Here is a 25,113-nt window from a genome sequence, read left to right on the forward strand (position 1 = left end):
CTATTCATCGACGATGTCGGAAAAGTCGATTGGCACGGAGAAGCCGACCTTGACCCGATCCATGATCACCATGGTTTTGAATCCCTTGATATCGGGATTTTCATAGAAGAATTTGCGCGTGAACTGCTCATAGTCCTCCATGCTTCGGGCCGTGACGATCAGGAGAAAGTCGGAATCGCCGGTCACGTAAAATCCGTTCATGACCTCGGGGGTCTGCCGGATCGACTGCTTGAAGCGATCGACAATGTCCGCTCTTTCCCGCTCCAGCGTTACCATCACCACGATCGAAATGGGTCTGCCCACGGCCTTGGGTTGAACAATCGACACATCCGCTTCAATCACGCCGTCCGCGCGAAGTCTCTTGAGGCGACGCTGCACGGCCGTCGGCGATAACCCGGCTGCGTTGCCGATTTCCTCGGACGTCAGGCGATTATTGTGCTGGAGTAGGCTGAGTATGTTGGCGTCGATGCGGTCGATAGACATCTGTCTTGGCCTTCGGAAAGCGGGAATTCGACCGGGTCCGGTCATTTTGTCGAGTGTGCATTCACCGAAAAGCAAATGGACACGCACAACAGAGGCTTGCGTACTTGACTGCGAAAGTCACATCGGCATCTCGTCGTTGAGCCGTCGCCTCCGCTATCAAAACGCCGACGCGCGGCGGTGATGGCAGAGGACACGAAAGAAGTGCTCTGGATCATGCGCGTGGAGCAGCGCAGAATCGCGGGGGAAATGCAGGTCCACCAAGCGCGATAGCCAGAACCGCAATGCCGCTCCTCGGAGCACTGCGAGCAAGTAATGCCGCTCCAGCGATGTCAAAGGGCGGACGCGCTCGTACGCTTCGACGAACGCACGGGACAAGGCGGGCAGCAGTGCCCCGGACCGGAGATCGATACACCAGTCGTTCAGGCACACCGCCACGTCGAATATCACTACGTCGGTTCCCGCGAAGTAAAAGTCGAAGAAACCCGTCAGCTTCTCGGCCCCTGTTGCATGGCCGGTCTCTGCCGCACGCGCGAACAAGACGTTATCGCGGAAAAGATCACCGTGTACGGGGCCTCGAGGTAGTCCCCGGTAATGACTATCATTGGCCAGCGCGCGCTGGAATTGCAGCTCGTCGAGAAGAACGTCGCGTCTTTCGTCGTCAAGCAACGGTGCGATCCGATCAGCGGCCCAGAACCACCAGTCATAGCCTCGCGAGGGGATTTGCTCCATTGAGAAGTCGTGACCGGCTTGATGCATACGCGCCAGCATCTCGCCGACCTGATCACAATGTTGCCGCTCCGGGTCGAGGCAATGCCGCCCATCCAGTTTGGTCACGAGACAAGCGGGTTTCCCGTTCAGTTCGAACACGATACGACCGTCGTCATCGGCCCTTGGCTCCGGTACGGGAATTCCCTTTCGTGCCAAGTGCTGCATCCAAAGCAGGCTGAACGACAACTGCGTATCGCCCAGGCGCTCGAACAGCGTGAGCACGAATTCACCGGCGCGCGTCGTCAGAAAATAGTTGGTGTTTTCGATTCCGCTTGGAATACCGCGCAGCGATATCACCTCTCCCAGTGCCAGCGGCGCGATGAAAGCTGAAGCTTCTTCCTCGGAGACCGGAGTGAATACAGCCATGGCAACCCTCTCTCAACGGATCAACGGCCTCAGGCGTTCCAATGCCGGGCGATGAATGCCATCACCTCGTCGGCCGACGGCGCGATGACCTCACAGCGCCGGGGGCGTCGTTCGAGGTCGGCCACCGCTGCCGGCCGCGGCACGGTTTGGCCGATCGCCTCGTGAATGATGTCTGCGAATTTCAGCGGCAATGCGGTCTCCAGCACTACCGTGCGAATGCCCGGCCGAAGATGTTCGCGCGCAACTTTGACGCCGTCGGCGGTGTGCGGGTCGATAATGGTGCGATGGTGTTCCCAGGTCTCGGCGATGGTGCGCAGCCTGTCCGCATGCGTACTCTTGCCCGACACAAAACCGTAGCTGGAAATGCGCGATGTCTCTTCTGCGGTGAGCGTGAACTGGCTACGCTGCGCAAGCGCCGTGCCGAACAACTGCGCGACACGTTGAGCATCCCGGCCCAGCAGGTCGAATACGAAGCGTTCAAAGTTCGATGCTTTTGAAATGTCCATCGACGGGCTGGACGTCACCATTGTTTCGCTGCTCGCGCGAACACGGTATCGGCCGGTCTTGAAGAATTCGTCGAGCACATCGTTCTCATTGGTCGCCAACACCAGCTTATCGATGGGCAGGCCCATCATGCGGGCGACGTGGCCGGCGCAGATGTTGCCGAAATTGCCGGACGGGACGCAGAACGAGACGCGATCGCTGTTCTCATTCGTTGCCTGGAAATAGCCGGCAAAGTAATAGACGACCTGCGCGAGCAGGCGCGCCCAGTTGATCGAATTCACCGTGCCGATGCTGTATTGCCGTTTGAAGGCCAGATCGGCGGAAACCGCCTTGACGATGTCCTGACACGTGTCGAAGCTGCCCTCGATCGCGAGGTTGTGGACGTTCTCGTCCTGCAGGCTGAACATCTGCGCCTGCTGGAACGGACTCATGCGGCCATGAGGGCTCAACATGAACACTCGGACATTGCGTTTGCCGCGCATCGCGTATTCCGCCGCGCTGCCGGTGTCGCCGGAGGTCGCGCCGAGGATATTGAGCTGCACGCCGCGACGCCCCAGCTCGGATTCGAACAGGTTTCCGAGAAGCTGCATTGCCATGTCCTTGAAGGCGAACGTCGGGCCATTGGACAGGTTCAGCAAGGCGATCGAGTCGTCGAGCGTGCGCAAAGGAACGATCTGCGCCGAGCCGAAGACTTCCGGAGTGTAGGTGCGGCCGATGATGGCACGTAGTTCGTCGGCCGGAATATCGTCGATATACAGCGAGAGAATCTCGAAGGCGAGTTCGACATACGTCAAGTCGCGCCAACGCCGGAGCGTTGCGTCATCGACCTTGGGGTAGGCGGCGGGCACGTATAGGCCACCGTCCGGTGCCAACCCTTCCATCAGGACCTCGGAAAACCGCCGATCGGCGCTGGCGCCTCGGGTCGAGACGTACCTCATGACATCGCTCCTGTTAATAGATTTCAATAAAACGGAAACGCTTTACAGCGGGATGTGGCAGTTGTATTCAACAACCGTCGAGGCCCCGCCAAAATGGTCATGCGCGCGCTTGATGAGGGCCGTGCGAGAACGCTCGACATGGCGAAGGGCGGGTCCGTCGCACCCGCCGCGAGTCGTAAGCGACTAACGGAACAGTGCCAACAACATGCGCTGTCACATCATTTCCGGAATCTTGATGGACGTGCCGTCCGTGAAACGGCTCAATCGGTAAGGAGAAACATCCATCAAGGGTTTCGCGCCCGTGACCATATCGGCAACCAGTTCTCCAGCCGCCGGGCCCAACGCGAACCCATGACCGCTGAATCCGGTGGCGACGTAGAATCCCGGAAGTGTCGCGATATCGGAGATGATGGGAATGAGGTCGGGCGTCGTGTCGATCGCCCCGGCCCAAGCATGCACCACCCGCAGGTCGCCCAACTGTGGGATAGCGCGCTTGACGTTGTCCAAAGCAACTTTCACGAACTCGAGATCGGGCTTGGGGTCGAGCACACGGCAGCGTTCAAACGGAGAGGTCTGGTCGAATTGCCAAGTTGCCGATGCCTCGGGACCTTCGAACCAGGGCGTTGCAAGGCGGTACTTGAGCTTCTTGCCAATGTCGTTCCGATAATTGCGGTAATACCGCAACGCGTGTTTCAGGCCAAGCGGCGCCAAGTCGATGCGCCCAAAACCCGGAACAGCCAGCGTATATCCGCCATCCAGGCGGCGACGAAGTGCAAACCCGGGACCGCTGAAGCAACCGTTGACCACGTTTGCTGCGACGGACGTACGCATAGCCGTTCCAATGACGTTGACGGCTGGGAGGTCGATTTCGTGACGCCTGCAAAAGCGTGAACTCCACGCACCTCCGGCGCATACCACCGTGCTCGCCTTGATCAGGCCGCGCTCTGTCCACACACCGCTAACGCGCCCTGCACTGAGTTCCAAACCACGTGCCGCGCAATTTTGATAGAGCAGGGCACCCCGGCGCTTCGCGCCCTCGGCAAGGGCCGGGGCTGCACGCGAAGGCTCAGCGCGGCCGTCGTCGGGCGACCAAACCCCACCAGCGTACCGAGGACCGCCCTGGGGCGCACGGCTGTTGACCTCGCTCGAACTGAGCATATGACTGACAAACCCGATCTCGCGCGCTTGCCTGCACCAGGCTTCCCATTGAGCGATGGCTTTTGCGTCGTCGCTGACATAAAAAATACCTTCGCGGCGAAAGCCCGGGTCGATCTGAATTTCGTCTCGCAATTCACTCCAGCGACGAAGGCTGCGCATCGCAAGAGGCAGTTCGAAGATGTCGCGGTTCTGCTGGCGCACCCAGCCCCAGTTGCGCCCGGATTGCTCCCCGCCCACGATGCCTTTGTCGACCAGTGCGACAGAGACACCGCGTCGCGCCAATTCGTACGCGGTGGATGTCCCGATGATCCCGGCGCCGATCACAACCACCTCGGCTGCACCCGTAAATTCAGGGGTGTCGTACACCTCTTCGATTCTAAGCATCACAAACTTCCATCGTTCGATTGACAGCGTACCCGTTCATGCCACGGCTCCGGTGCCACCGTCATGCGCGTGCGGGTCCTCGGCGCGGTGCGTCAATACGTGCCGCAGAAATTCCCGGGTCCGCGCTTCGCGTGGCGAACCCAGTACGTCGTTGGCATTGCCCTCTTCGATGATGAGGCCAGCATGCAGGAAGCACACGCGATCGGCCACTTCACGGGCAAAGCCCATTTCGTGCGTGACGACCAGCATTGTCATCCCTTCGCGCGCCAGCGTGCGCATCACGCTCAGCACTTCGCCCACAAGTTCGGGGTCCAGCGCTGAAGTGGGCTCGTCGAATAAAATGGCCCTCGGCTTCATCGCCAGCGATCGCGCGATCGCCACCCGTTGCTGCTGGCCGCCCGACAGTTGATGGGGATAAGCATCGATTTTCTGGCCGAGTCCAACCTTATGCAGCAACTCGATCGCCTCGCGTCGCGCCTGCTCGACCGGCTCGCGCTTGACATGCACCGGCCCCTCCATCACGTTTTCCACGGCGGTACGGTGCGGGAACAGGTTGAAGCGCTGGAACACCATGCCGACTTGAGTGCGAAGCTGATTGATATGGCGTGAGCGCTGCTCGACTATCTGATCCAGCAATTTGATCTCGCCCGAATCGTACGACTCCAGGGCATTGATGCATCGAAGCAGCGTCGACTTGCCGGAGCCCGATGCCCCGATCAGACACACCACCTCGCCCTCGTTCACCTTCAACGTAATGCCTTTGAGCACAGGCACGTCGCCAAAGCTCTTATGTACGTCCTTGATCTCGATCATTTGCCGCCTCACTTCACCTTGTGTTTACCGAAGCGCCGCTCGAGCGCCTTCGTCAAACTCATCAACGGAAGGCTCATGGCGAGATATCCGATCGCCACGAGCGTGTAGACCTCAAGATTCTGGAAGGTCGCGGCCGCGATCAGTGAGCCTTGACGCGTCATCTCGGAGACGGTGATCGTCGATGCCAGTGACGAATCCTTGAGCATCGACACGAGCGTGTTGCTATAAGGCGGCAAGGCGACCTTGATGGCTTGGGGAAGAATCACCCGCGTCATCGTCTTGATGCGCCCCATTCCGATGGATTGGGCTGCTTCGTATTGACCCGGATCAACGGATTCGATGCCGGATCGAATGATTTCGGCGACGTACGTGGAGTACCCAAACGCCAAGCCGATGATGCTCGCCTGCAAGGCACTCATTTGTAGCCCGATCGAGGGCAGTACAAAGTAGATATAAAACAGCAACACGATCATCGGCAGCCCCCGCACCACGTTGATCAACGTGGTGGCCGCGCGCCTGACCGGCGCGTGCCGCGACATCTTCAGAAGCGCCCAAACGAGACCCAGCACGGTACTGAGAATCAGGCAGCTGATCGTGATAAAGACGGTCATCCCGGCCCCTTGCAGCAGGATGGGGACAAAATCGACCATGTCGCTCCAACGCATGTTTCGCCTTTCCAATAATCGTTTGTACTTAAAGACCGGCGCCGTTTTTAATTGTAGCTATCAAGAGCGGATGATCTCGATAGCTACGCTCGGACTATGCGGCAGACCGGCCGTCTCCTTACCCAACGGTCATACTCATGCGCATCTGGCAAGTCGGATCGAGTCCCATTCGATCCGACCGAAGACGCGCATCACTATGCCCTCCTGTCATCGTCCATCGACATCCGGCACGTCAATCCACGTAATTCCATTTCTTCAGGATCTTGTCCAACGTTCCGTCCGCCTTGATCTTGGCCAGCCCGTCGTTGATCTTTGACAGCAAGGCGGCATTTCCTTTCTTGACGCCGAATGCAATCGGTACCTTTCGAAGCGGTTTGAAGCCATCGACGACACGACAACCCTGCAGCGTACCGGCAGCCTCCTGTGCCTTCCAGATCGGATAATCATTGAATCCTGCCGTAATGCGACCAAGCGTGACATCACGGGCCATATCGGCGGCAGTGTTATACAACTTCACTTCCTTGAAGATGCCGAGCTTCACAAGCTCGTCCGAGGTTTCCTCGCCGGCGCCGGCGCCGATCACCGTGCCTTTCAGATCGTCAATTGTCCGATAGGTATTCTTATCGGAGGCGCTGACGATGATCCCCTTGCCAAAAAAAGCCACGGGTTGAGAGAAAGCGATCACCTCTTCTCGCTTCGGCGTCGGTGTCATACCGGCCACGATGAGGTCGATCTTGTCGGAAACGACTGACTGGATCAATGCGGAGAATGGAATGACATTGAACGACACGTCGAAGCCCTCGCGCTGCCCAATTGCGCGAATGACATCCGGCATGACGCCTTCAATCTGATTTGTCTTGATGTTCAAGAACGCGTTGGGAACGCTGGACGGCGTGGTTCCGGCGGAAACGTTGATTTGCGCTGCCCATGCCTGGCTGGCTCCGCAGACCGTTGCTACGGCTACGGCGGCAGCAACGAGAATGCGCTGGAAGAAACGGACGTGCTTCCCCGAAGCACTTTGCGGCGTATATTGGAACATGGTCTATCCTTGAGAAAATTGCTTCATCCACGTGCGGCAAAAGCATGCATACAAGACGTTCGGCCTCCTTCACACCCCGGTGTCAAGCAACGAGCAAAACCATTCATTGCGGTGTCGATCAACTTCTACCCACCGTCACATTCGATCAAAATCGATCAGCACGCTCTTGTATCGCATGCTGGCTTCCAGCGCTTGGCGCCCGAGATCTTTCCCGATACCCGACTGTTTGAATCCCCCGGTGGGAATAATCATGTCCCCGCTGCGACCATAGCGATTTATCCAGACGGTACCAGCAGCAATTCGGCGCATAGCGCGCATCGCTTGCCCAATGTCGCTCGTATGGACACCCGCACACAACCCGTATGTCGGGTGGCCGGCAAGTGCGATGCCTTCATCCTCGTCCTCAAAGGTCTGAACGGTCAGCACCGGACCGAACAATTCCTGCTGCACCGCCGGCGTCGAATCGGTCACATTCGCCAGGAGGGTCGGTCGGTGGAAATAGCCGCCGTCTGTATCTTCGAAGTAGCCACCTCCGAAGATGAGTTCGGCGCCGCTCGCTAGACTCTCGTCGATGAGGGACTCTATCCGATCAGCTTGGCTTCGGCTGATGATGGGTGAATAGTGAGTCGTGCTCCGCCATAGTGGCCCTGGGGCGATATTCGCCAAGTTGCGCTGTACCGCTTCGAGCAGCGGCTCGGCGATGCGCCTGTGCGCGATAAGCCGCGTACCGGCAACGCATGCTTGGCCCCCATTGCTGGTGAATCCTCGCGCTATACAGCGCGCTGCGTGCTCCAAGTCCGGTACTTGTTCGAACACGAGTTGGGGGCTTTTCCCGCCCAGCTCGAGCGTCACGGGCTTCGTGCCATGCAAAGCCGCGTCGCTCATGATCGCAGCACCGGTTCGCGTGGAACCGGTGAAGCTGATCTTCGAAATATCGGGGTGGCGGGTAATCGCGGCTCCGGTCGTTGCACCACGGCCGTTCACCACGTTGAAGATGCCGGGCGGCATGCCCGCTTCGACTGCCAGTTCCGCCAACCTGAGCGTAGAGAACGGCGTCAGTTCCGACGGCTTCAACACGACCGCGTTCCCGGCGGCGAGCGCGGGTCCGCACTTCCAGGAGCACATCGACAGCGGGAAATTCCACGGTGTGATTGCACCGATCACCCCATAGGGTTCCGATGTCACGAATCCCGCACTTTCGCGGCGCGTTGCCGCGAACTCGCCGCCAAGTTTGTCGGCGAGCTCAGCGAAAAAGCGGATCGCCTCTGCGGTAAATGGCACATCGGATGCGTACGCCTCGGCGACGGGGCGCGTCGAGCTGACCGCCTCCAACTGCGCGAGGCTCACAGCATTCCGATCGATTAAATCTGCCCAGCGACTCAGTACTCTCGCTCGCTCGCGTGGCGGTTGCGTTGCCCAGTCGCTCGTCTTCCATGCCTGCACCGCGGTGCTCACCGCATAGTCAATAGTGTCTGCGGAGGCATCGGGGATATGGCCGAGCAACTGACCGTCGGAAGGTCGGTAAACAGCGATCGGCGTCTCATTGGTTGAATAGTACCTGCCGCCAATGAAATGCCCCTGAGGCAACGAGACTGTAGCCGGATCAAAATCGAGTGGCGGGGTAGACATGCTCGACCTAACCTCAAAATCTGGAGTAGCGGCGACGCCAGGTTTCATTCCCCACGTCACCGCAAGTTGCACGGCTTGTCAGGCGCGGGACATGCAATGAACAAGCATCTGATGGCGTTCATTATATTGATCGTTCAGTGAATTGCTAGCGATCAAAAAAGAAATCGGGAAATTTTCGTTGTGCGGTGCGGTAGGGTTCGTTTGCCGCCAGTCAATCCAAATGCCGCTCACGCGGCAATGGCGACAGTCAGTTGAGACTGACCATCGTGCGCTGCGTCGCAAGGCGAATCGGCGATGCGGCAAGTCGTCGTGCCCGACTCCGGTGCCTCACGAGCAAGAGCGCGGGACTCACAAATGAACGACTGGTGGCTGCGTGTTCATGACCCACAGCACGCGCGCCATCTCGTTGCTCTCGTTGCGCACGCTGTGCGGCACAGTGCTCTCGAACTGGAAGCTATCGCCAGCGCGCAGCACGGCGCGGCGGTCACCGACATTCAGGACGATTGTGCCTTCGAGCACGAGCCCTGCTTTTTCACCCACGCCAACGAGCACTTCATCGGACCCTGCTCCTGCTGGGAGCAGGATGATCATCATCTTGAGGTCATGATTTCCGTGCGGCGACAGTAGCTCTTTTTGCACGCCTTGCTTGCCGACGTCGAACAGCGGCCGCTCGGTCGCCTTGCGCACGAAGTCGCCGACGATCGGATCCGACGCTGCGTCATCGTCCTCCAGCAGCGCGGAAAGCGGTACCGACAACGCCTGCCTTAGGCGCTCGAGAATTCGCACCGACGGATTCGCCTTGTTGCGCTCGACCTGACTCACCGTACCGACCGACACACCGGCGCGCATGGCAAGTTCGTTGACGGACAATCCTTGCTCGATGCGCAGGGCCCGTAGGCGGCCTCCGACGTCAGAATGATGCAGTTCAGTTACGTCTTTCTTCCTCACCGGTGCTGGCTTCATGCAAACCTCTGTTGAAACGGTTCAATACCCTTCCCGGGGCGCATCGCAGTTGACCTTCATTCGCTGGCTCGCTCGTGCCGGCATTCGACCCGAGGCGGCGCGACCTCCCGTCAGCGCGATGAACGGGAAGAATCTCTTGATCATTATATTGAATAGTGCCATATTTTGCCGAACACTCGACTGTGACTCTATCGCAGTTAACAACGATGCACCGACCCGCTTCGCGGCGATGGATCTGTCGAGGCCGACATGCCGCTGCAGGAGTTCTCGTGTCCACACTATCCGTAAAGAATGCACCGACCTACCGTGCTTTCGAGTCCACCGACATCATTGCTGCGCATGCACTGTCACTGGCCGCCGGCTGGCCCCATCGAGCGGAAGATTGGCAATTGATGTTCGCCGCCGGCAGCGGGTTCGTCGCGCAGGATGACGGCGAAGTGATCGGCACGGCACTCTGCTGGCAGTGCGGTACCGATGGTGGCACGCTCGGCCTGGTCATTGTGTCTCCCGAAGCGCAGGGGCGCGGTATCGGCCGGCAGTTGATGGAACTGGTGCTCGAGGTGCTCGGTAACCGCGTCACGTTCCTACATGCTACGCCCGCCGGCAAGCCGCTCTACGAAAGACTCGGTTTCGAAGCGTGCGGCACGGTCGATCAGCATCAAGGCGCCGTCAGCAATGTCCCGCGCGTCACGCCCCCGGCTGGAGAGCAACTGCGTTCGCTGAAACGCGACGACGTACCACTGGTCATCGAACTTGCGTCGCGTGCGAGCGGGCTGGATCGCAGCCAAATCATCCCCGTACTGCTCGATGTTGCGCAGGGTGTCGTGCTCGAACGCGCCGGTGAATTAGTGGGTTTTGCGCTGTTTCGCCGCTTTGGTCGCGGTTACGCAATTGGTCCCGTCGTGGCAGCACACTCGCCAGGCGATGGGCGAGCGAAGGCGCTGATCGCCCACTGGCTCGCGATGTACTCCGGCGAATTCGTGCGCATCGACGTGCCAAGGGAGGGCGGCCTCACCGATTGGTTGAACGCGGTTGGCGTGAAGCGCATCGACACGGTTGTGAAGATGGTGCGCAATGAGCCGGCAGAGCGGCACAGCGGCAAACCGGACGCGATATATGGCGTATTCGGCATCATCAATCAGGCGATGGGGTAAGCGGCGATGACCGTGCTATACAAGTCCGATCCGGTGCGAGGTGCGGTATGGGCCGAGCGCTTCGCTCAACTCGCCCCAGACCTTGCGTTTCGCATATGGCCGGACATCGGCGACCCATCCGCGATCCGCTATTTAATTGCCTGGCAACCGGATGATCTCCCCGTCACGCTGCCCAATCTGGAAGTCGTGTTCTCAATTGGTGCGGGCGTCGACCAGCTCGATCTCACCCGCATTCCCACCCATCTGCCCGTCGTACGCATGATCGAGCCAGGCATTGTCGACGGCATGGTCGAGTACGTCACGGAAGCGGTGCTCGCGATTCATCGCGATCTGTTCGATTACGCGCTGCAGCAACAGGTACGCGTTTGGAAGCCGATGCCGCTGCGGCCGGCCGCCACACGGCGCGTTGGTGTGCTGGGGCTTGGCGTGCTCGGGACCGCGGTACTCGAACGACTGCGACTCTTCGGGTTCGCATGCGCCGGATGGAGCCGTTCGCGGCGGGACATCGAGGGCGTTGAATGCTTCGCTGGCGACGCCGCACTCGATGCGTTTCTCGCGCGCACCGACGTGCTCGTTTGCCTGGTCCCGCTCACCGACGCGACACGCGGTTTGCTTTCCGAACGCATTTTTTCCGAGTTACCCGAAGGCGCGTCGATCGTGCATGTAGGCCGCGGGCCGCAGCTGGTAGCGGGCGATCTGCTCGATGCAATGGAGCGCGGTCACATTCATAGTGCGGTCGTCGACGTAACTGATCCGGAGCCCTTGCCTCCAGACCACCCGCTTTGGATTCAGCCTCGGGTACGCATCACACCGCATATCGCGAGCGCGACGTGCGCCGTTACAGCCGCCGACGCAGTGCTGGAAAACCTGCGCCGTCACTGGGCGCGCAAACCGATGATCGGTGAAATCGATCGGGCGCGCGGATATTAAGGCCATCGAACTGCTGTTGCCACGCAGCACAAACTCATGCACAGGAAGCGTTCCAATGAGCATCAATCTCGAACAGCAAGCGCGCGCACTGATTCGCGCGGAGAATTTCATCAATGGGCAATGGGCCGCCGCGGCGAGTGGACGTCGCTTCGCGGTGATTGATCCCGCTACTGGAAAACTGATCGCCGAGGTAGCCGATAGCGGCCCCGCCGATGCGCGTGCCGCAGCAGACGCCGCCGCCGCGGCGTTGCCTGCGTGGCGCGCGATGCTACCCAAGGAACGCGCGGCCATACTGCGCCGCTGGCATGCTCTCATCGTTGAGCAGCAAGATGCGCTTGCCGCGCTAATCTCTCTCGAACAAGGGAAGCCGCTCGCCGAGGGGCGCGGCGAGGTTGCGTACGGCGCTTCGTACGTCGCGTGGTTCGCCGACGAAGCCACGCGCATCTACGGCGACCTCATTGCTCAGCAGCAGCGCGGCAAGCGCATGAGCGCAATCAAAGAGCCGGTCGGTGTCGTGGCGGCTATTACGCCGTGGAATTTCCCGATGGCGATGATCGCGCGCAAGATCGCGCCGGCGTTGGCCGCCGGCTGCACCGTCGTCGCGAAACCTGCCGAAGATACGCCGCTCACCGCGATCGCGCTGGTCATGCTCGCTCATCAGGCGGGTGTGCCTGACGGCGTGCTCAATTTGATTTCAGCGTCGCGCGAGTCGACCGTCGAGGCCGTTGGCGAATGGCTCGCGGATGGGCGCGTGCGCAAGATCACCTTTACTGGCTCCACGCCGGTGGGTAAGTATCTCGCACGTGAGTCGGCCACCACGCTGAAGAAGGCCTCCCTGGAGTTGGGCGGCAACGCGCCGTTTATCGTATTCGAGGATGCGGATCTCGACGCGGCGGTGGCGGGCCTCCTTGCGGCTAAGTTCCGAAACGGCGGCCAGACCTGCGTCAGCCCTAACCGCGTGTACGTTCAGCGTAGCGTCTACGCGCGCTTTTCTACCCTGTTGAGTGCAAAGGTAGCCGAACTGCGCGTTGGTCCCGCCAGCGATGCGACTTCGCAGATCGGTCCGATGATCAACTTGCGTGCAATCGAGAAAATCGCACAGCACGTTGATGATGCAGTCGCAAACGGTGCGCGCGTGTTGACGGGCGGCAAGGCGCTCACTGAACTCGGACCGCGGTACTACGCACCAACGGTGCTCGCCGACGCAACATCGGACATGCTGCTTTTCAACGAGGAAACGTTCGGCCCGGTCGTGCCGCTCTTTCCATTCGATACGGAACAACAGGCCGTGCAGGCCGCGAACGATACGCCGTTCGGCCTCGCGTCGTACTTCTATAGCCAGGATATGCGTCGCATCGATCGCGTCTCGCGGGCGCTCGAGGCCGGGATCGTCGGTATCAACGAGGGCGCGCTGGCGTCGGAAGCGGCACCGTTCGGCGGCGTGAAGGAATCGGGTTATGGCCGCGAAGGGTCGAAGTATGGACTCGACGATTATCTGTCGATCAAATATCTATGTCAGGGCGGCCTGGAATGACGATGGATGCCTATCCGATCGAAATCGACTTTCCCGATATCTCCGCACATGCCTCTGGTAATACGGGCGTCCCTTACGTCTATACGTTTGATTCCGGTGTAACCGGCCCGCACGTGATGATCAACGCTCTGACACACGGTAACGAGGTGTGTGGCGCGATCGTCGTCGACGAACTGTTGCGCGCGCGGTTACGGCCCCGTCGCGGCAGCATGACGCTGTCGTTTGCGAACGTGGCCGCCTATGCGCGTTTCGATCCCGCAGTGCCGGACAAGGCCCGTTTTGTCGACCAGGACTTTAATCGGGTATGGGCCGCTTCGACGCTCGACGATCTCGCGATGCGCTCGTCGGAGCTTGATCGCGCCCGCGCAATGCGGCCAGTGCTCGACACCGTCGATTTGCTGCTCGATCTGCACTCGATGCACGAAAAGAGCGCGCCGCTGATCGTGGCTGGCCCGCTGCGAAAGGGCACCGAGTTCGCGATAGATTTGGGCACGCCAGGCACGGTCATCTGTGACGAAGGCCATCCCGAAGGACGGAGGATGCGCGATTACGGAGGCTTCGGCGATCAAACAAGCGCGAAAAGCGCCCTCCTCATCGAATGCGGGCAGCACTGGGAAAGGAGCGCGGTCACGGTGGCCCGCGACTGTACCGCTCGATTTCTCTTGCTGACAGGTGTGGCCGACAAAAACGATTTGCCGGCCGGATGGCTCGTAGCGCTTCCCGACGCAATGTCCGTTGTGCGTGTGACGGAACCGGTTGTTGCGCAGAGCATGGATTTTCGTTTCGCGGGGCCGTACACGGGCCTCGAAGTCTTCTCGAAGACCGGTACGGTGATCGGTTGGTCAGACGGACAGGCCGTTACCACGCCGTACGACGACTGCGTCCTCGTCATGCCGTCTCTGCGTCAATTGCGGCCGGGTGTGACCGTCGTGAGACTTGGCCGAACCTTACAGCGCATCGATCATTCGGTGCGCAAACTGGAGGAAGTAAAGTGAAAGTTGAACGAGACCTATCCAACGGTGCCATGCCCGAAATGCAGCGACTAGCAGCGCTGCAAAGCCGCCCTCGATCCTTCATCGATATGAAAGTATTCGCGTCGGATGCGAGCCAGGGTGTCGCATCTTGCGATTTGCCTAGTGATGATCGCTTCCAGTCCAGCCGCCGCTTACTGGATTTGCCACCAGGCCTGGTAACCGCTGGTGCCATTACGCTCGCACAAGACAGTGGGACAGTGTCGTTCCAGCCAGCAGACGAATTCGTCGTCGTCTCGGAAGGAGCGGTAACCTTCACGCAAGGTGAGCACGCGCTCATGCTGCGGCCGGGCGATAGCGCGGTGCTACGTCAGGGAGCGGCGTATTCTTGGGCAGCGACAGGGCCCACATCAATCATATTCATGCGTTACCAGAACGGCGGCAGTGCCGACGGCACCATCGTGCCGATCGACGGTGCCCCGCAGTTAGCGCCATCGGGCGCGCCCCTCGCGGAACTGCTACTCACGCCGACTCCCCAATGCCGCAATCAGACCGACTATCGTTCGGCCGACGGGCAATTTACCTGCGGGACCTGGGATTCAACTCCCTATCATCGGACCGCAATGCTTTACCACCATTACGAACTCATGTACCTGCTCGAAGGCAGTGTGACGTTTGTCGACGAAGCAGGTCGCCGTGCAACGTTTTCTCGCGGCGACATCTTTCTCGTCGAGCAAGGTGCGAAGTGCAGTTGGGAAAGTCTTGGGCACGTCGCAAAGGTATACGCGATTTTTCGTCCGGCGTGACGGCGCGAATCGTCCGCAAAATCTGTTCCTGACCGGCATGATGCTGTTGTCCGAAGTCGCGCGTCGTGAAGGGCTGTTCGACTGGGTCGCGACGCACGTCGTCAATCTCGCGCAGGGGTCGCCCCGGCGATTGTTCGCGCTCGTCTATCTGGTCGGCACCGTGACGACGATTTTTCTGTCGAACGATGCAACCGCGGTCGTGCTGACGCCGGCCGTCTTCGCGGCCGCCCGTCGCGCCAAGGCCGACCCGATGCCGCTGCTGTACATCTGTGCGTTCGTCGCCAACGCGGCAAGCTTCGTGCTGCCGATCTCGAACCCGGCGAATCTCGTGCTGTACGGTTCGCGCATGCCCGCGCTCGGCGAATGGCTGGCCCATTTCGCACTACCGTCCGTCGCGTCGATCGCGTGCACGTTCGTGATGCTTCGGATGACGCAGCGACATGCGCTTCGCGGCCGTTGCGCGTCGGGTTTGCCGGTGCTGCCGCTCACCGGCGGCGCGCGCATTGCGCTGGCCGGCATCGCGGTCACGGCCGTTGCGCTGATGGCGGTGTCGATGATGGATCGTCCGCTCGGGTTACCGACCGCGGTCGCGGGATGCGTCACCGCCGCGTGCGTCCTGTATCGGGATCGCGCGGCGTGCGTGCCGATCGTTCGCGAAATTTCATGGAGCGTGCTGCCGCTCGTCGCGGGATTGTTCGTGCTCGTCGAGGCGCTCGACCGGAACGGTGCGGTGCGCTCACTGGCCGGGCTGCTGCGCGCGTGGACGGCCAGCGGCGAGCAGGCTGCCGCAGCCGCATCGGGCATCGCGCTCGCGTCGAACCTGGTCAACAACCTGCCCGCCGGACTGATCGCGAGTTCGACGATCGGCGCCGCGCACAGTCCGCAGACGGTGATCGGCGCCATTCTCATCGGCGTCGACCTGGGCCCGAATCTGTCCGTCACCGGATCGCTTGCGACGATTCTGTGGCTCGCGGCGATCCGGCGCGAAGGGCAGCGGGTCGGCTTCGGGGAATTTCTCGCGGTCGGGGTGTGCGTGATGTTGCCGGCCTTGGTGGCCGCGCTGGTGACACGGCTCACGCTTGGCGCCTGACAAGCGACTAGTGCGTTGGAATCGGCGAACGCGAACATACGGGAAACCAGGGCTCTGCGCTTTCGAGGCGCGGGGTACCATACAATTCTCGTTTGAGCAAGATTTTCTTATCTTGAAACGGATCGGCAAAGCAGCAATCGAACTGCCGTCCCGGCTCGGGGCCGAGAACTCCGGGTTTCGCTACGTTACGGCAGGGAGCAGGCTGGTCACCCGTGCATCGCCATGCAGGCGTCTACTCAGTGATGCACGGGGCCCGGTTGCTGTTGTTGTGCGGCCCGACAGGCATCGCTGCCGTTGGCCGCATGCCGGCCGTGTTGCCGCCGGCTGGGGGCGCCGGAACGAGAATGATGCGAAACGTGCTTCATGTGCACGAAAATCAGCGCCCCCGTTCCATCTGAAGACTCAACGCTTTTCCGACCTGCCGGATTGCGTTTGCGCCGCCTGATGTCGCACGCATAAGCGCCGAAGTGTGCGTGGATGAACGTGGAAGCGTTCCGCTACCGAAGTAACGGAATGTGTTTCGAGCAGACGAAGTGCCTGGCGCTCCTGCGATTCGGTCAGCGCGGGTTTTCGTCCGAGCTTTGTGCCTCTGGCCCGTGCCGCGGCCATGCCGGCACGCGTGCGCTCGCTGATCAGGGCCCGCTCGAACTGAGCGAGTGCCGCCATCATATGGAATACGAGCATTCCCCCGGATGAGTCGGTCGAGATCGCTTCGGTAATGGACGCGAACTTGATTTTGTGTCGTTCGAGATACGAAATCAGGTCGACTAACTTGGATAAAGATCGGCCGAGCCGATCGAGCCGCCATACGACAAGCGTGCTCCCGGCCTTCAAGTGTTTGAGCGCCTGATCGAGTCCTGGACGGCTGAATCCCGATCCGGACAAGCCCTGGTCGGTGTAAATGATCTCGCATCCTGCGCGGCGGAGAGCGTCTTTCTGAAGGGCGAGGTTCTGCTCTTGAGTCGAGACGCGTGCGTATCCAATTTTCACGGTGAACTCACGCGGTTCTGAATGACGACGACTTGACACAGGCCATTCTCAAACATGGCTGAACTATGCATGAAAAATCGAGAAAACAATTGCAAACGTTTGCGGTGTCGTTCTTCATTTGATTTGAATTTGACGGGCCGGTTGTTGATTGGGAAATGAAAAGAAGTGTTAACGACGACGATATTGTAGTGGACAAAAAGGAACCTTTTTGTCCGGCCCGGCCGGGTCACGCAAAACTCTTATCGAAACAATGGCTTAGTCGATGGGCGGTGACCTTCTTCGTAGATTCTCACAAAGGTTCCTTTTTGGGTCGGCGTTCATGAACGCAACATGTGTGAGCGGTGCCGACGTTGAACGAGCGATGCGGCTTACCGGCACGGGGTGTGAAATGTTTTCGTCGGCAGATGGAAGGACCGCGTGGCATGAGCGTTGCGGCGGTGCGCTTGAACAGATTGCGCGGGACCTGGCTGAGCGTGCATTCGTCCTGTCTGAGGAGGGCGGCTACGGTGCAGGCAGCGACCTTGAAGGGAGGCAGCGGTATCTGCTCGCCCGCGAATGGGTCCAAACGCTCGGGCGCGGTGTGTCGCAATACACGCCGATGGCGCACGGCGGTTCCAAAGGAAGCGAGTTCGATAACGCTGTGCCGGGTTGCGATCTGGATGCGAGTGTGCGTCGCGACCTGCACATCGCAACAGCGGCCTATGAAGCGCTGAGCCGAGGCGATGTGGTGTTGCGGCGTCGGCCGATCCGCGGTCTCGGTGATCCAACGAAAGTTCTTTATCAAGAGTGTGAAACGCACCTTTCGTTTAAATCAAGTGACGGCCCCTTTCGGTCGGCGGACATATTCTCCGCGATGGAGCGTCTTGGGCTGACGAATCGGATTGATTGTCACGTCGTAGAGATGGCAATTGCCAGCTTGGCGAGCAATCCGGATTTGGCGCTGGGTGTGAACATTTCAGGGAAAAGCGCGGTAGAGACCAAATGGTGGGAGCCGTTGTTTATTTCTCTGGAGAAATTCCCTGATGTGGCATGCCGGTTGACGATAGAAATATCGGAGCGAGCGAAATGTGTGCCGAACCATACGCGCCGCTTTCGCAACCGATTGAGGCATCTGAAATGCCGGGTCGCGATCGATGATTTTGGCGCCGGATTCGGCTTGTCGTCCAGTATCGAGTTGCGCGAGCCGGATATCGTGAAAATCGACAGTTCGATCCTGCGTCGGGCGTCGGAAACGGGGGTGCGGAGGCTGCGTGGCCTTGTTCGGCTCGCAAGCGAGCTCGCGTCGATTGTTGTAGTTGATGGTGTGGAATCCGAAATGGATTTGCATATGGCCGGAGAGGCGGGCGCGCATTGGATACAGGGGGGCTATTTCGCCTGTCCGTTCGGCACCCGGATATAGATCCCCGACGTGTGCTCAGGAGACGCGAGGAAGGCATATGCAAGTTAAAGGGACGAGCAAGGATGCGGTGCTGCGCGAGGGGATGCTTTACTTCCTGCAGGAGAGCACGAAGCGGGTGCTGTCGCAGTTTGCGAGCGGACAGCTGCTGGACGATGTGGATGGTGCCTATAGCGGCGGTTTGATCGGCGGATTCTACGGAGGGCAGGCAGCGGTCGCGCAGCTCGGACGAAGACGGATGAGGGAAAGGATAGGCGCCCTCAGGTCGATTCGGTCACGCCGGGAATACAGGCGAATGATATTGACGATTTATTGCCTTGGAGTTCAGCACGGGAGGGCAATCCGAAGAGGCGAAGTATTGCCGACTTGAAAGGCCGGAGAGCTCGCGAGAAATGGTCGAGGGTGCAGGTTATGAGCGGTCCGATGGATGGCAGTTATTTAGAGCTGCTTAAGAAGAAGGAAAGGTTGCAATCGACGATCGATCTGGCCAGGCGGCGGGAGGTGTGCGGTGTTCTGCAAGAAATAGTGCATCGGATGACGACGTATGGAATATCGCTCGACGACATCGCGATGGCTTTGTACGCGGGCCGGGATTCGGGCAGGAAAGGCCGTAGGCGCGCACCCAAATACCTGGATCCGGAGAGCGGAAAGACGTGGGCAGGTGTGGGGCGTACGCCGACGTGGCTGCAGGGAAAAAATCTGGATGACTATCGATTGCCGACAGGCGGCGATTGATTGAGAGATGTGACGAGGGGTGTGTCGCCACGAAAACAGACGTGTGTCGGCGCGGGGCAAAACAGAACAGGAATCGCTGCGCCGGGGTGCGCGGTCTGGAGAAAACTAAAATGAATCGAATCTATCGGACGGTTTGGAATCGGGCGCTGGGACAGTTGGTGGTGGCGTCGGAGTTGGCGCGCGGCGACAGTGCCGGGGCAACCAACGGGCAAGGAACCGTGGGGGCCGTGTCGAAGCGGTTGTCTCTCAAGTCGCTGGTGCTGGCCTTGGCGTCGATCGGGTTGGCGGGCGGGGCGGCGCCAACACTTGCGCAGTCCAGTGGCTTGTACGTCAATGATGGAAGGGACAGTACTTGCTGGGGTATTTTTGACGGCGGGTCGGCAGGGCAGGTGATCAATGCAAACTGCGCGCTAGACCCGGCAACACAGACGAACGAGTCTCTGTTCTTCGGGCCTGCAGGCACAACCATCAGTGGCAGCCACGCATCTTACGGTCTTAGCCTGGGTGGCCAGCTATTCGTCAATTCCGGACGGATCGGGGTTACGGACATTGGCGGTGGTACCTATTCAATGCGACTTGGCAGCGTCGCCACGCTGAATGGCGTCGCAGGTACGAATGCGATCGCAATCGGTTCTGCACAGTCCTCTGGTTCGGACGGATCTTCCAGCGCGGCTACTGTTGCGTCGGGAAGTCAGGCGATTGCGATTGGATCGGCTGCGTCGGCGACTGGAGGAAATTCGATCGTGATCGGCCAAGCGACGACGGCCAATTCGACGAACACCATTGCGATCGGCAAAGGAGCAAAAGCGACCGCGCCCAGCACCGCCGGAGGCGGGGTCTCGATTGGGATGGGTGCCGTGACGTCGGCTTGGCGGACAGTCGCGTTGGGGGAGAGTTCCGCCTCGACGCAGGTCGCTGCCACTGCTTTGGGAACCTATTCCCAGGCGACCAATACCGGTGCGACTGCGATAGGTGCGGTTCAAAACTCGACGTCGGCTACGACCGTAGGCGCGACGGCGAGCGGTGTAGGCGCGACGGCAATCGGCGGCGGTGCGGGCGCTGGCGGAAACAACTCGATCGCGCTCGGCGCGCAGGATTTCGTTGCCGAAGGCGGCGCGGCTTCTCCTGTCGCCGTGGCAGGCGCACAGGCTGGCGGTACCCGGGCGATCGCCATCGGGTCGGGTTCCAGTTCGACCGGTAGTTCTTCGATTGCATTGGGGGATTCGGCCCAGGCGACAGGTTCGAGTAATGCCGTTGCACTTGGCACAAGCGCGGTTGCGTCGGGTGCCAACGCGGCGGCCGTCGGTTTCGGTTCGACGGCAGCGAATGTCGGGTCGATCGCGATCGGCAAATCCGCGATCGCAACGGCACAGGGCGCAACAACGATCGCGATCGGCTATGAAGCGTCGGCCTCATCGTCGTCGACGAGCAGTCAGGGCGATTCGATCGCTTTCGGCACCAGGGCAATTGCCAATGGCCAGGATTCGAACGCAATAGGCGCGCAGACGACCGCGAGCGGAATGAATTCCCTCGCCATCGGCAACAACGGCACTGTCGCCAATGCGACAGGCGCGCAAGCAATCGGTGTTGCCGCCTCGGCGACCGGCGCATACGCCACGACGTACGGCACCAATGCCGTTGCATCGAATGCAGGATCGATTGCGATCGGCAGCAATTCAAGCGGTGGCGCAACGTCGGGGGCCGCGGACGGCATTGCTATCGGCGGTCAATCATCCGTCGCTTCCGCAGCGACCTCCGGCATCGCTCTGGGCCGCGGCGCGACCGTCAATGGCGCTTACGGAATCGCGCAGGGCGATGGGGTGTCGTCAGGCGCCACAGGCCAGAATGTGGCGATCGGCTCGGCGGGGACTGTCGCAAATTCCGCAACGTCCAATGGTGGTGCGGTCGCGATCGGTCGGGGGCAGAATGCAAGCGGCGATGGCGCCGTTGCGATCGGCGATCCGAACAGCGCAACCGGCACGGGTGCGCTGGCGATCGGTGCGAACAACACGTCGAACGGTTCCGGTGCGCTTGCGCTCGGCAACGGCAATTCGGCGAGCGGCACCGGCTCCGTCGCGCTGGGCAACACCAGCACGGCAAGCAGCAGCGCGGTTGCAATCGGCAGTTCCGCAAACGCGACGGGCACGAACGGCTCCATCGCAATCGGCAGTTCCGCCACGTCGACAGGCACGGGTGCAATTGCAATGGGCACCGCCGGCAGCTTTGCCGCCACCACGCGTGCGACAGGCGCAGACGCCATCGCGCTCGGCAACGGTTCGACAGCCAGCGGCGCGTCCGGCTCGGTCGCCGTCGGCTCCGCCGCCGTGGCCTCGAACAACTATGCGACGGCCCTCGGCTCGAACTCGACCGCGTCGGGGGCGGGTTCGGTCGCGTTTGCACAGAACGCCCATGCTTCGGCTTCGAATGCCATCGCCATCGGCGTGGGCTCGACCGCGAACGTCGCGAATTCGATCGCCCTCGGCAGCAACTCGGTGACGAGCAGCGCCGCGTCGACAACGACCGGCGGCAACACCGCGGTCAGCAGCACCACGATCGGCGGCCAGACGTTCGGCAGCTACCAGGCCGGGACGCCGGCGGGCGGCATTGTCAGCGTCGGCCAGCCGAACGCGGAGCGCCGCATCCAGAACGTCGCGGCAGGCCTCGTCAGCGGGACCAGCACCGACGCCATCAACGGTAGCCAGCTCTACGCGGTTGCAAGCACGACGACGTCGAGCATCACGAGCCTGTCGACGTCGACCTCGACCGGTATCGGCTCGCTGTCCACTGGCCTGAGCAGCACGAACAGTTCGGTGACGTCGCTCTCCACGTCGACCTCGACCGCGATCAACGCCGCGAAAACGCACTACTACAGTGTCAACGACAACGGCGTGCAGCAAGCCAACTACGCCAACGACGGTGCGACGGGCATCAACGCCCTCGCAGCCGGCGTGAACGCCCGCGCTAGCGGTGCCAACTCCACTGCGGTCGGCTACGATACGACAGCCAGCGCTGATGGTGCGGTTGCGTTGGGCAACACCAATAGTGCCACCTGGAACAATGCCATTGCGATAGGGCATAACAACGTCGCCAGTTGGAATGAATCCATGGCGATAGGTGCTTACAACAGTTCGAGCGGCAGCGATTCTCTGGCAATCGGAGGAGAAAATAATGCGTCTGCAAGCACTGCTGCTGCAGTCGGTTTCCACAATCGTGCAGAAAACTGGGACGCACAGGCTATTGGCTCATACAACATTGCCACAGCGCGTCAATCCGCTGCCGTTGGGAATGCAAACAATGTAAGTGGAGATAATAGCGCGGCATTCGGTAACGAAAATGGTGTGACCGGCACCATGAGCAACGCAGTGGGATACAGTAACGAGGTCGGTGGTGCATCGTCCGGCGCCATAGGCAAGTCAAACACTGTGAGCGCCGCAAATAGTTACGCCGTCGGCAACAACAATGCCGTTGGCTCGGGCGGCACGCAAAACTTCGTCGCAGGAGCGGGTAATACGGTCGGCAACAATGCGTCTGGCAATGTGCTGATAGCGACAGGTGCTAACGTTGCCAGCAATGTGGCAGGGACCGTCGGGTTGGGCCAGAGTGTAGCGTTAGGAGGCGATAATGCGATTGCTGTGGGTACGAACGCGTCCACACAATTGAACGGAGTTGCGATTGGCTCAAATGCGACGGCATCGGGCGTGAGCAGCGTGGTGCTTGGTGATACTGCGACGGCAAGCTCGGATGGTGCGATCGCGATCGGCAAGGCGGCGGTAGCATCTGGCGGCCAGGCGGTATCAATCGGTGTTGCGAACACGGCAAGCGGCGACGGCGCGGTCGCGATCGGCGACCCGAGCGTCGCATCGGGTACCGGCGCGGTGGCGATGGGCGCGAACGACACGGCGACCGGCAACGGCGCAGTGGCGCTCGGCAACGCGAACACGGCCAACGGCGCGAGCGCGCTCGCCCTCGGCAGCTCGAACCAGGCGCTCGCCGACAACACGATCGCGCTGGGCAGCCAGGCCACGGCCAACGCCGTCGGCGCACAGGCGTACGGCTCGGCTGCGAAGGCCACCGCCGCCGACGCACTCGCCTTCGGCGCGAACGCGCAGGCCAACGTCGCCAACTCGATCGCACTCGGCGCGAACTCGGTCACGAGCACCGCGAACCCGACGTCGAGCGCCACAATCGGCGGTGTCACGTACTCCTTCCAGGGCAGCTCGCCGGTCGGCGTGGTGAGCGTCGGCGCACCGGGCAAGGAACGACAAATCACCAACGTCGCCGCCGGCCAAGTCACTGCGACCAGTACCGACGCGATCAACGGCAGTCAGCTCTATTCGGTCGCCGCACAGGTTGGTACCGCAACCAGCGCCATTTCGTCGCTGTCGACGTCGACGTCGACGGGTCTCTCGTCGGCGAATAGCTCGATCACGTCGCTGTCGACCTCGACCTCAACCGGCCTGTCGTCGACGAACAGCTCGATCACCTCGCTCTCGACCTCGACCTCGACCGGTCTGTCGTCGGCGAATAGCTCGATCACGTCGTTGTCGACCTCGACCTCGACCGGCCTGTCGTCGGCTAACAGCTCGATCGATTCGCTGTCCACGTCGACTTCGACCGGCTTGTCGTCGGCTAACAGCTCGATCACGTCGTTGTCCACCTCGACCTCGACCGGCCTGTCGTCGGCCAACAGCTCGATCACCTCGCTGTCGACTTCGACCTCGACCGGCTTGTCGTCGGCGAACAGCTCGATCACCTCGCTGTCGACCTCGACATCGACCGGCCTCTCGTCGGCTAACAGCTCGATCGATTCGCTGTCCACCTCGACCTCGACCGGCCTGTCGTCGGCTAACAGCTCGATCACGTCGCTGTCGACTTCGACTTCGACGGGTCTGTCGTCCGCCAATAGCTCGATCGATTCGCTGTCGACCTCGACCTCGACGGGCCTCTCGTCGGCGAACAGCTCGATCACCTCGCTCTCGACCTCGACCTCGACGGGTCTCTCGTCGGCCAACAGCTCGATCGGCTCGCTCTCGACCTCGACCTCGACGAGTCTCTCGTCGGCGAACAGCTCGATCAGTTCCCTGTCGACTTCGACCTCGACGGGCCTCTCGTCGGCAAACAGCTCGATCGGCTCCCTGTCGACCTCGACCTCGACGGGCCTCTCGTCGGCCAACAGCTCAATCGGCTCGCTCTCGACCTCGACTTCGACGGGCCTCTCGTCGGCTAACAGCTCGATCAGTTCGTTGTCGACTTCGACCTCGACCGGCCTCTCGTCGGCAAACAGCTCGATCACGTCGCTGTCGACCTCAACCTCGACCGGCATCAACTCGCTGTCCACCGGCCTGAGCAGCACGAACAGCTCGGTGTCGTCGCTGTCGACCTCGACCTCGACCGCAATCAACGCCGCGAAGACGCACTACTACAGCGTCAACGACAACGGCGTGCAGTAAAGCAACTACGCCAACGACGGCGCGACGGGCACCAACGCCCTCGCAGCCGGCGTGAACGCCAGCGCGGCAGGCAACAGCAGCGTGGCAGTCGGCGACGGCTCGAACGCACAGTCGGCAGGCGCGGTCGCGATCGGCCAGAACGCATCGGCAACGGGCGGCAAGGCCGTGTCGATCGGCTCCGGCAACACGGCAAGCGGCGACGGCGCAGTCGCGATCGGCGACCCGAGCATCGCAACGGGTACCGGCGCGGTGGCGATGGGTGCGAACGACACGGCGACCGGCAACGGCGCAGTGGCGCTCGGCAACGCGAACACGGCCAACGGCGCGAGCGCGCTCGCCCTCGGCAG

The 25,113-nt window shown here is 61.0% G+C and carries 18 protein-coding genes and 2 pseudogenes; 10 read left to right on the forward strand and 10 right to left on the reverse strand.

The features are described from left to right. From BSE24067_RS05040 to BSE24067_RS05080, 9 genes are all read right to left on the reverse strand, one after another. Positions 1–483 carry an Lrp/AsnC family transcriptional regulator gene (locus BSE24067_RS05040; protein ID WP_151062555.1) on the reverse strand — a complete coding sequence of 161 codons (483 nt, stop codon included), beginning with the start codon at positions 481–483 and terminating at the stop codon, positions 1–3. Positions 484–639: 156 nt separating this feature from the next. After that, positions 640–1,617 (reverse strand): homoserine kinase, encoded by a 978-nt coding sequence (locus BSE24067_RS05045; RefSeq protein ID WP_151062556.1) that lies wholly within the window; start codon positions 1,615–1,617, stop codon positions 640–642. Positions 1,618–1,646: 29 nt separating this feature from the next. Then, positions 1,647–3,059 carry a threonine synthase gene (thrC, locus tag BSE24067_RS05050; RefSeq protein ID WP_151062557.1) on the reverse strand — a complete coding sequence of 471 codons (1,413 nt, stop codon included), beginning with the start codon at positions 3,057–3,059 and terminating at the stop codon, positions 1,647–1,649. 213 nt (positions 3,060–3,272) lie between these two features. Then, entirely contained in the window at positions 3,273–4,601 is a 1,329-nt protein-coding gene (locus BSE24067_RS05055; protein WP_151062558.1) for an NAD(P)/FAD-dependent oxidoreductase, read from the reverse strand. Positions 4,602–4,637: 36 nt separating this feature from the next. Further along, positions 4,638–5,414 (reverse strand): amino acid ABC transporter ATP-binding protein, encoded by a 777-nt coding sequence (locus BSE24067_RS05060; protein WP_151062559.1) that lies wholly within the window; start codon positions 5,412–5,414, stop codon positions 4,638–4,640. Between the two features lie 8 nt (positions 5,415–5,422). Next, positions 5,423–6,079, reverse strand: coding sequence for an amino acid ABC transporter permease (locus tag BSE24067_RS05065; RefSeq protein ID WP_151062560.1), 657 nt, complete (start codon positions 6,077–6,079; stop codon positions 5,423–5,425). A 232-nt stretch (positions 6,080–6,311) separates the two neighbouring features. Further along, complete coding sequence (locus BSE24067_RS05070; protein ID WP_151062561.1) at positions 6,312–7,118, reverse strand: ABC transporter substrate-binding protein; 807 nt, start codon at positions 7,116–7,118, stop codon at positions 6,312–6,314. 135 nt (positions 7,119–7,253) lie between these two features. Next, positions 7,254–8,747 carry an aldehyde dehydrogenase family protein gene (locus tag BSE24067_RS05075; protein ID WP_151062707.1) on the reverse strand — a complete coding sequence of 498 codons (1,494 nt, stop codon included), beginning with the start codon at positions 8,745–8,747 and terminating at the stop codon, positions 7,254–7,256. 348 nt (positions 8,748–9,095) lie between these two features. Continuing rightward, positions 9,096–9,710 carry a cupin domain-containing protein gene (locus BSE24067_RS05080; RefSeq protein ID WP_151062562.1) on the reverse strand — a complete coding sequence of 205 codons (615 nt, stop codon included), beginning with the start codon at positions 9,708–9,710 and terminating at the stop codon, positions 9,096–9,098. A 269-nt stretch (positions 9,711–9,979) separates the two neighbouring features. Here BSE24067_RS05080 and BSE24067_RS05085 point away from each other — a divergent pair, with 269 nt between their 5' ends. The 6 genes and pseudogenes from BSE24067_RS05085 to BSE24067_RS05105 all read left to right on the forward strand — a co-directional run. Continuing rightward, complete coding sequence (locus BSE24067_RS05085) at positions 9,980–10,864, forward strand: GNAT family N-acetyltransferase (protein ID WP_151062563.1); 885 nt, start codon at positions 9,980–9,982, stop codon at positions 10,862–10,864. A 6-nt stretch (positions 10,865–10,870) separates the two neighbouring features. After that, positions 10,871–11,794: a 2-hydroxyacid dehydrogenase gene (locus tag BSE24067_RS05090; protein ID WP_151062564.1), complete on the forward strand. Its 924-nt coding sequence runs from the start codon at positions 10,871–10,873 to the stop codon at positions 11,792–11,794. A gap of 55 nt (positions 11,795–11,849) precedes the next feature. Next, positions 11,850–13,328 (forward strand): NAD-dependent succinate-semialdehyde dehydrogenase, encoded by a 1,479-nt coding sequence (locus tag BSE24067_RS05095; RefSeq protein ID WP_151062565.1) that lies wholly within the window; start codon positions 11,850–11,852, stop codon positions 13,326–13,328. 2 nt (positions 13,329–13,330) lie between these two features. Next, entirely contained in the window at positions 13,331–14,323 is a 993-nt protein-coding gene (locus BSE24067_RS05100) for a M14 family metallopeptidase (RefSeq protein ID WP_174904701.1), read from the forward strand. Continuing rightward, entirely contained in the window at positions 14,320–15,105 is a 786-nt protein-coding gene (locus tag BSE24067_RS32370; RefSeq protein ID WP_151062567.1) for a cupin domain-containing protein, read from the forward strand. Before BSE24067_RS05100 ends, BSE24067_RS32370 begins: the two co-directional genes overlap by 4 nt. Before the next feature lie 22 nt (positions 15,106–15,127). Further along, a pseudogene (locus tag BSE24067_RS05105) lies at positions 15,128–16,195 on the forward strand (arsenic transporter); the annotation flags it as partial. 402 nt (positions 16,196–16,597) lie between these two features. Here BSE24067_RS05105 and BSE24067_RS05110 read toward each other — a convergent pair. Continuing rightward, on the reverse strand, positions 16,598–17,185 hold the full coding sequence (locus tag BSE24067_RS05110; RefSeq protein WP_151062569.1) for a recombinase family protein: 588 nt from the start codon (positions 17,183–17,185) through the stop codon (positions 16,598–16,600). 334 nt (positions 17,186–17,519) lie between these two features. On the opposite strand from BSE24067_RS05110, the gene BSE24067_RS05115 reads away from it, so the two are divergent. The 4 genes and pseudogenes from BSE24067_RS05115 to BSE24067_RS33080 form a co-directional block, all read left to right on the forward strand. Beyond that, on the forward strand, positions 17,520–18,584 hold the full coding sequence (locus tag BSE24067_RS05115) for an EAL domain-containing protein (protein ID WP_170297398.1): 1,065 nt from the start codon (positions 17,520–17,522) through the stop codon (positions 18,582–18,584). Between the two features lie 420 nt (positions 18,585–19,004). After that, positions 19,005–19,316 carry an H-NS histone family protein gene (locus tag BSE24067_RS05120; protein ID WP_170297399.1) on the forward strand — a complete coding sequence of 104 codons (312 nt, stop codon included), beginning with the start codon at positions 19,005–19,007 and terminating at the stop codon, positions 19,314–19,316. A gap of 110 nt (positions 19,317–19,426) precedes the next feature. Further along, positions 19,427–24,766, forward strand: coding sequence for a beta strand repeat-containing protein (locus tag BSE24067_RS05130; protein WP_151062572.1), 5,340 nt, complete (start codon positions 19,427–19,429; stop codon positions 24,764–24,766). Between the two features lie 51 nt (positions 24,767–24,817). Next, positions 24,818–25,113 (forward strand): annotated as a pseudogene (locus tag BSE24067_RS33080) (YadA-like family protein); the annotation flags it as partial.

It is taken from the genome of Burkholderia latens (assembly GCF_902499045.1).
Classification (GTDB): domain Bacteria; phylum Pseudomonadota; class Gammaproteobacteria; order Burkholderiales; family Burkholderiaceae; genus Burkholderia; species Burkholderia latens.

Bases quoted from the DNA above. Each gene is read 5' to 3' on its own strand.
- BSE24067_RS05070 (WP_151062561.1), bottom strand. From the start codon at position 7,118: ATGTTCCAATATACGCCGCAAAGTGCTTCGGGGAAGCACGTCCGTTTC.
- BSE24067_RS05060 (WP_151062559.1), bottom strand. From the start codon at position 5,414: ATGATCGAGATCAAGGACGTACATAAGAGCTTTGGCGACGTGCCTGTG.
- BSE24067_RS05095 (WP_151062565.1), top strand. From the start codon at position 11,850: ATGAGCATCAATCTCGAACAGCAAGCGCGCGCACTGATTCGCGCGGAG.
- BSE24067_RS05055 (WP_151062558.1), bottom strand. From the start codon at position 4,601: ATGCTTAGAATCGAAGAGGTGTACGACACCCCTGAATTTACGGGTGCA.
- BSE24067_RS05065 (WP_151062560.1), bottom strand. From the start codon at position 6,079: ATGCGTTGGAGCGACATGGTCGATTTTGTCCCCATCCTGCTGCAAGGG.
- thrC (WP_151062557.1), bottom strand. From the start codon at position 3,059: ATGAGGTACGTCTCGACCCGAGGCGCCAGCGCCGATCGGCGGTTTTCC.
- BSE24067_RS05100 (WP_174904701.1), top strand. From the start codon at position 13,331: ATGGATGCCTATCCGATCGAAATCGACTTTCCCGATATCTCCGCACAT.
- BSE24067_RS05090 (WP_151062564.1), top strand. From the start codon at position 10,871: ATGACCGTGCTATACAAGTCCGATCCGGTGCGAGGTGCGGTATGGGCC.
- BSE24067_RS05040 (WP_151062555.1), bottom strand. From the start codon at position 483: ATGTCTATCGACCGCATCGACGCCAACATACTCAGCCTACTCCAGCAC.
- BSE24067_RS05075 (WP_151062707.1), bottom strand. From the start codon at position 8,747: ATGTCTACCCCGCCACTCGATTTTGATCCGGCTACAGTCTCGTTGCCT.
- BSE24067_RS05045 (WP_151062556.1), bottom strand. From the start codon at position 1,617: ATGGCTGTATTCACTCCGGTCTCCGAGGAAGAAGCTTCAGCTTTCATC.
- BSE24067_RS05130 (WP_151062572.1), top strand. From the start codon at position 19,427: ATGAATCGAATCTATCGGACGGTTTGGAATCGGGCGCTGGGACAGTTG.
- BSE24067_RS05080 (WP_151062562.1), bottom strand. From the start codon at position 9,710: ATGAAGCCAGCACCGGTGAGGAAGAAAGACGTAACTGAACTGCATCAT.
- BSE24067_RS05120 (WP_170297399.1), top strand. From the start codon at position 19,005: ATGGATGGCAGTTATTTAGAGCTGCTTAAGAAGAAGGAAAGGTTGCAA.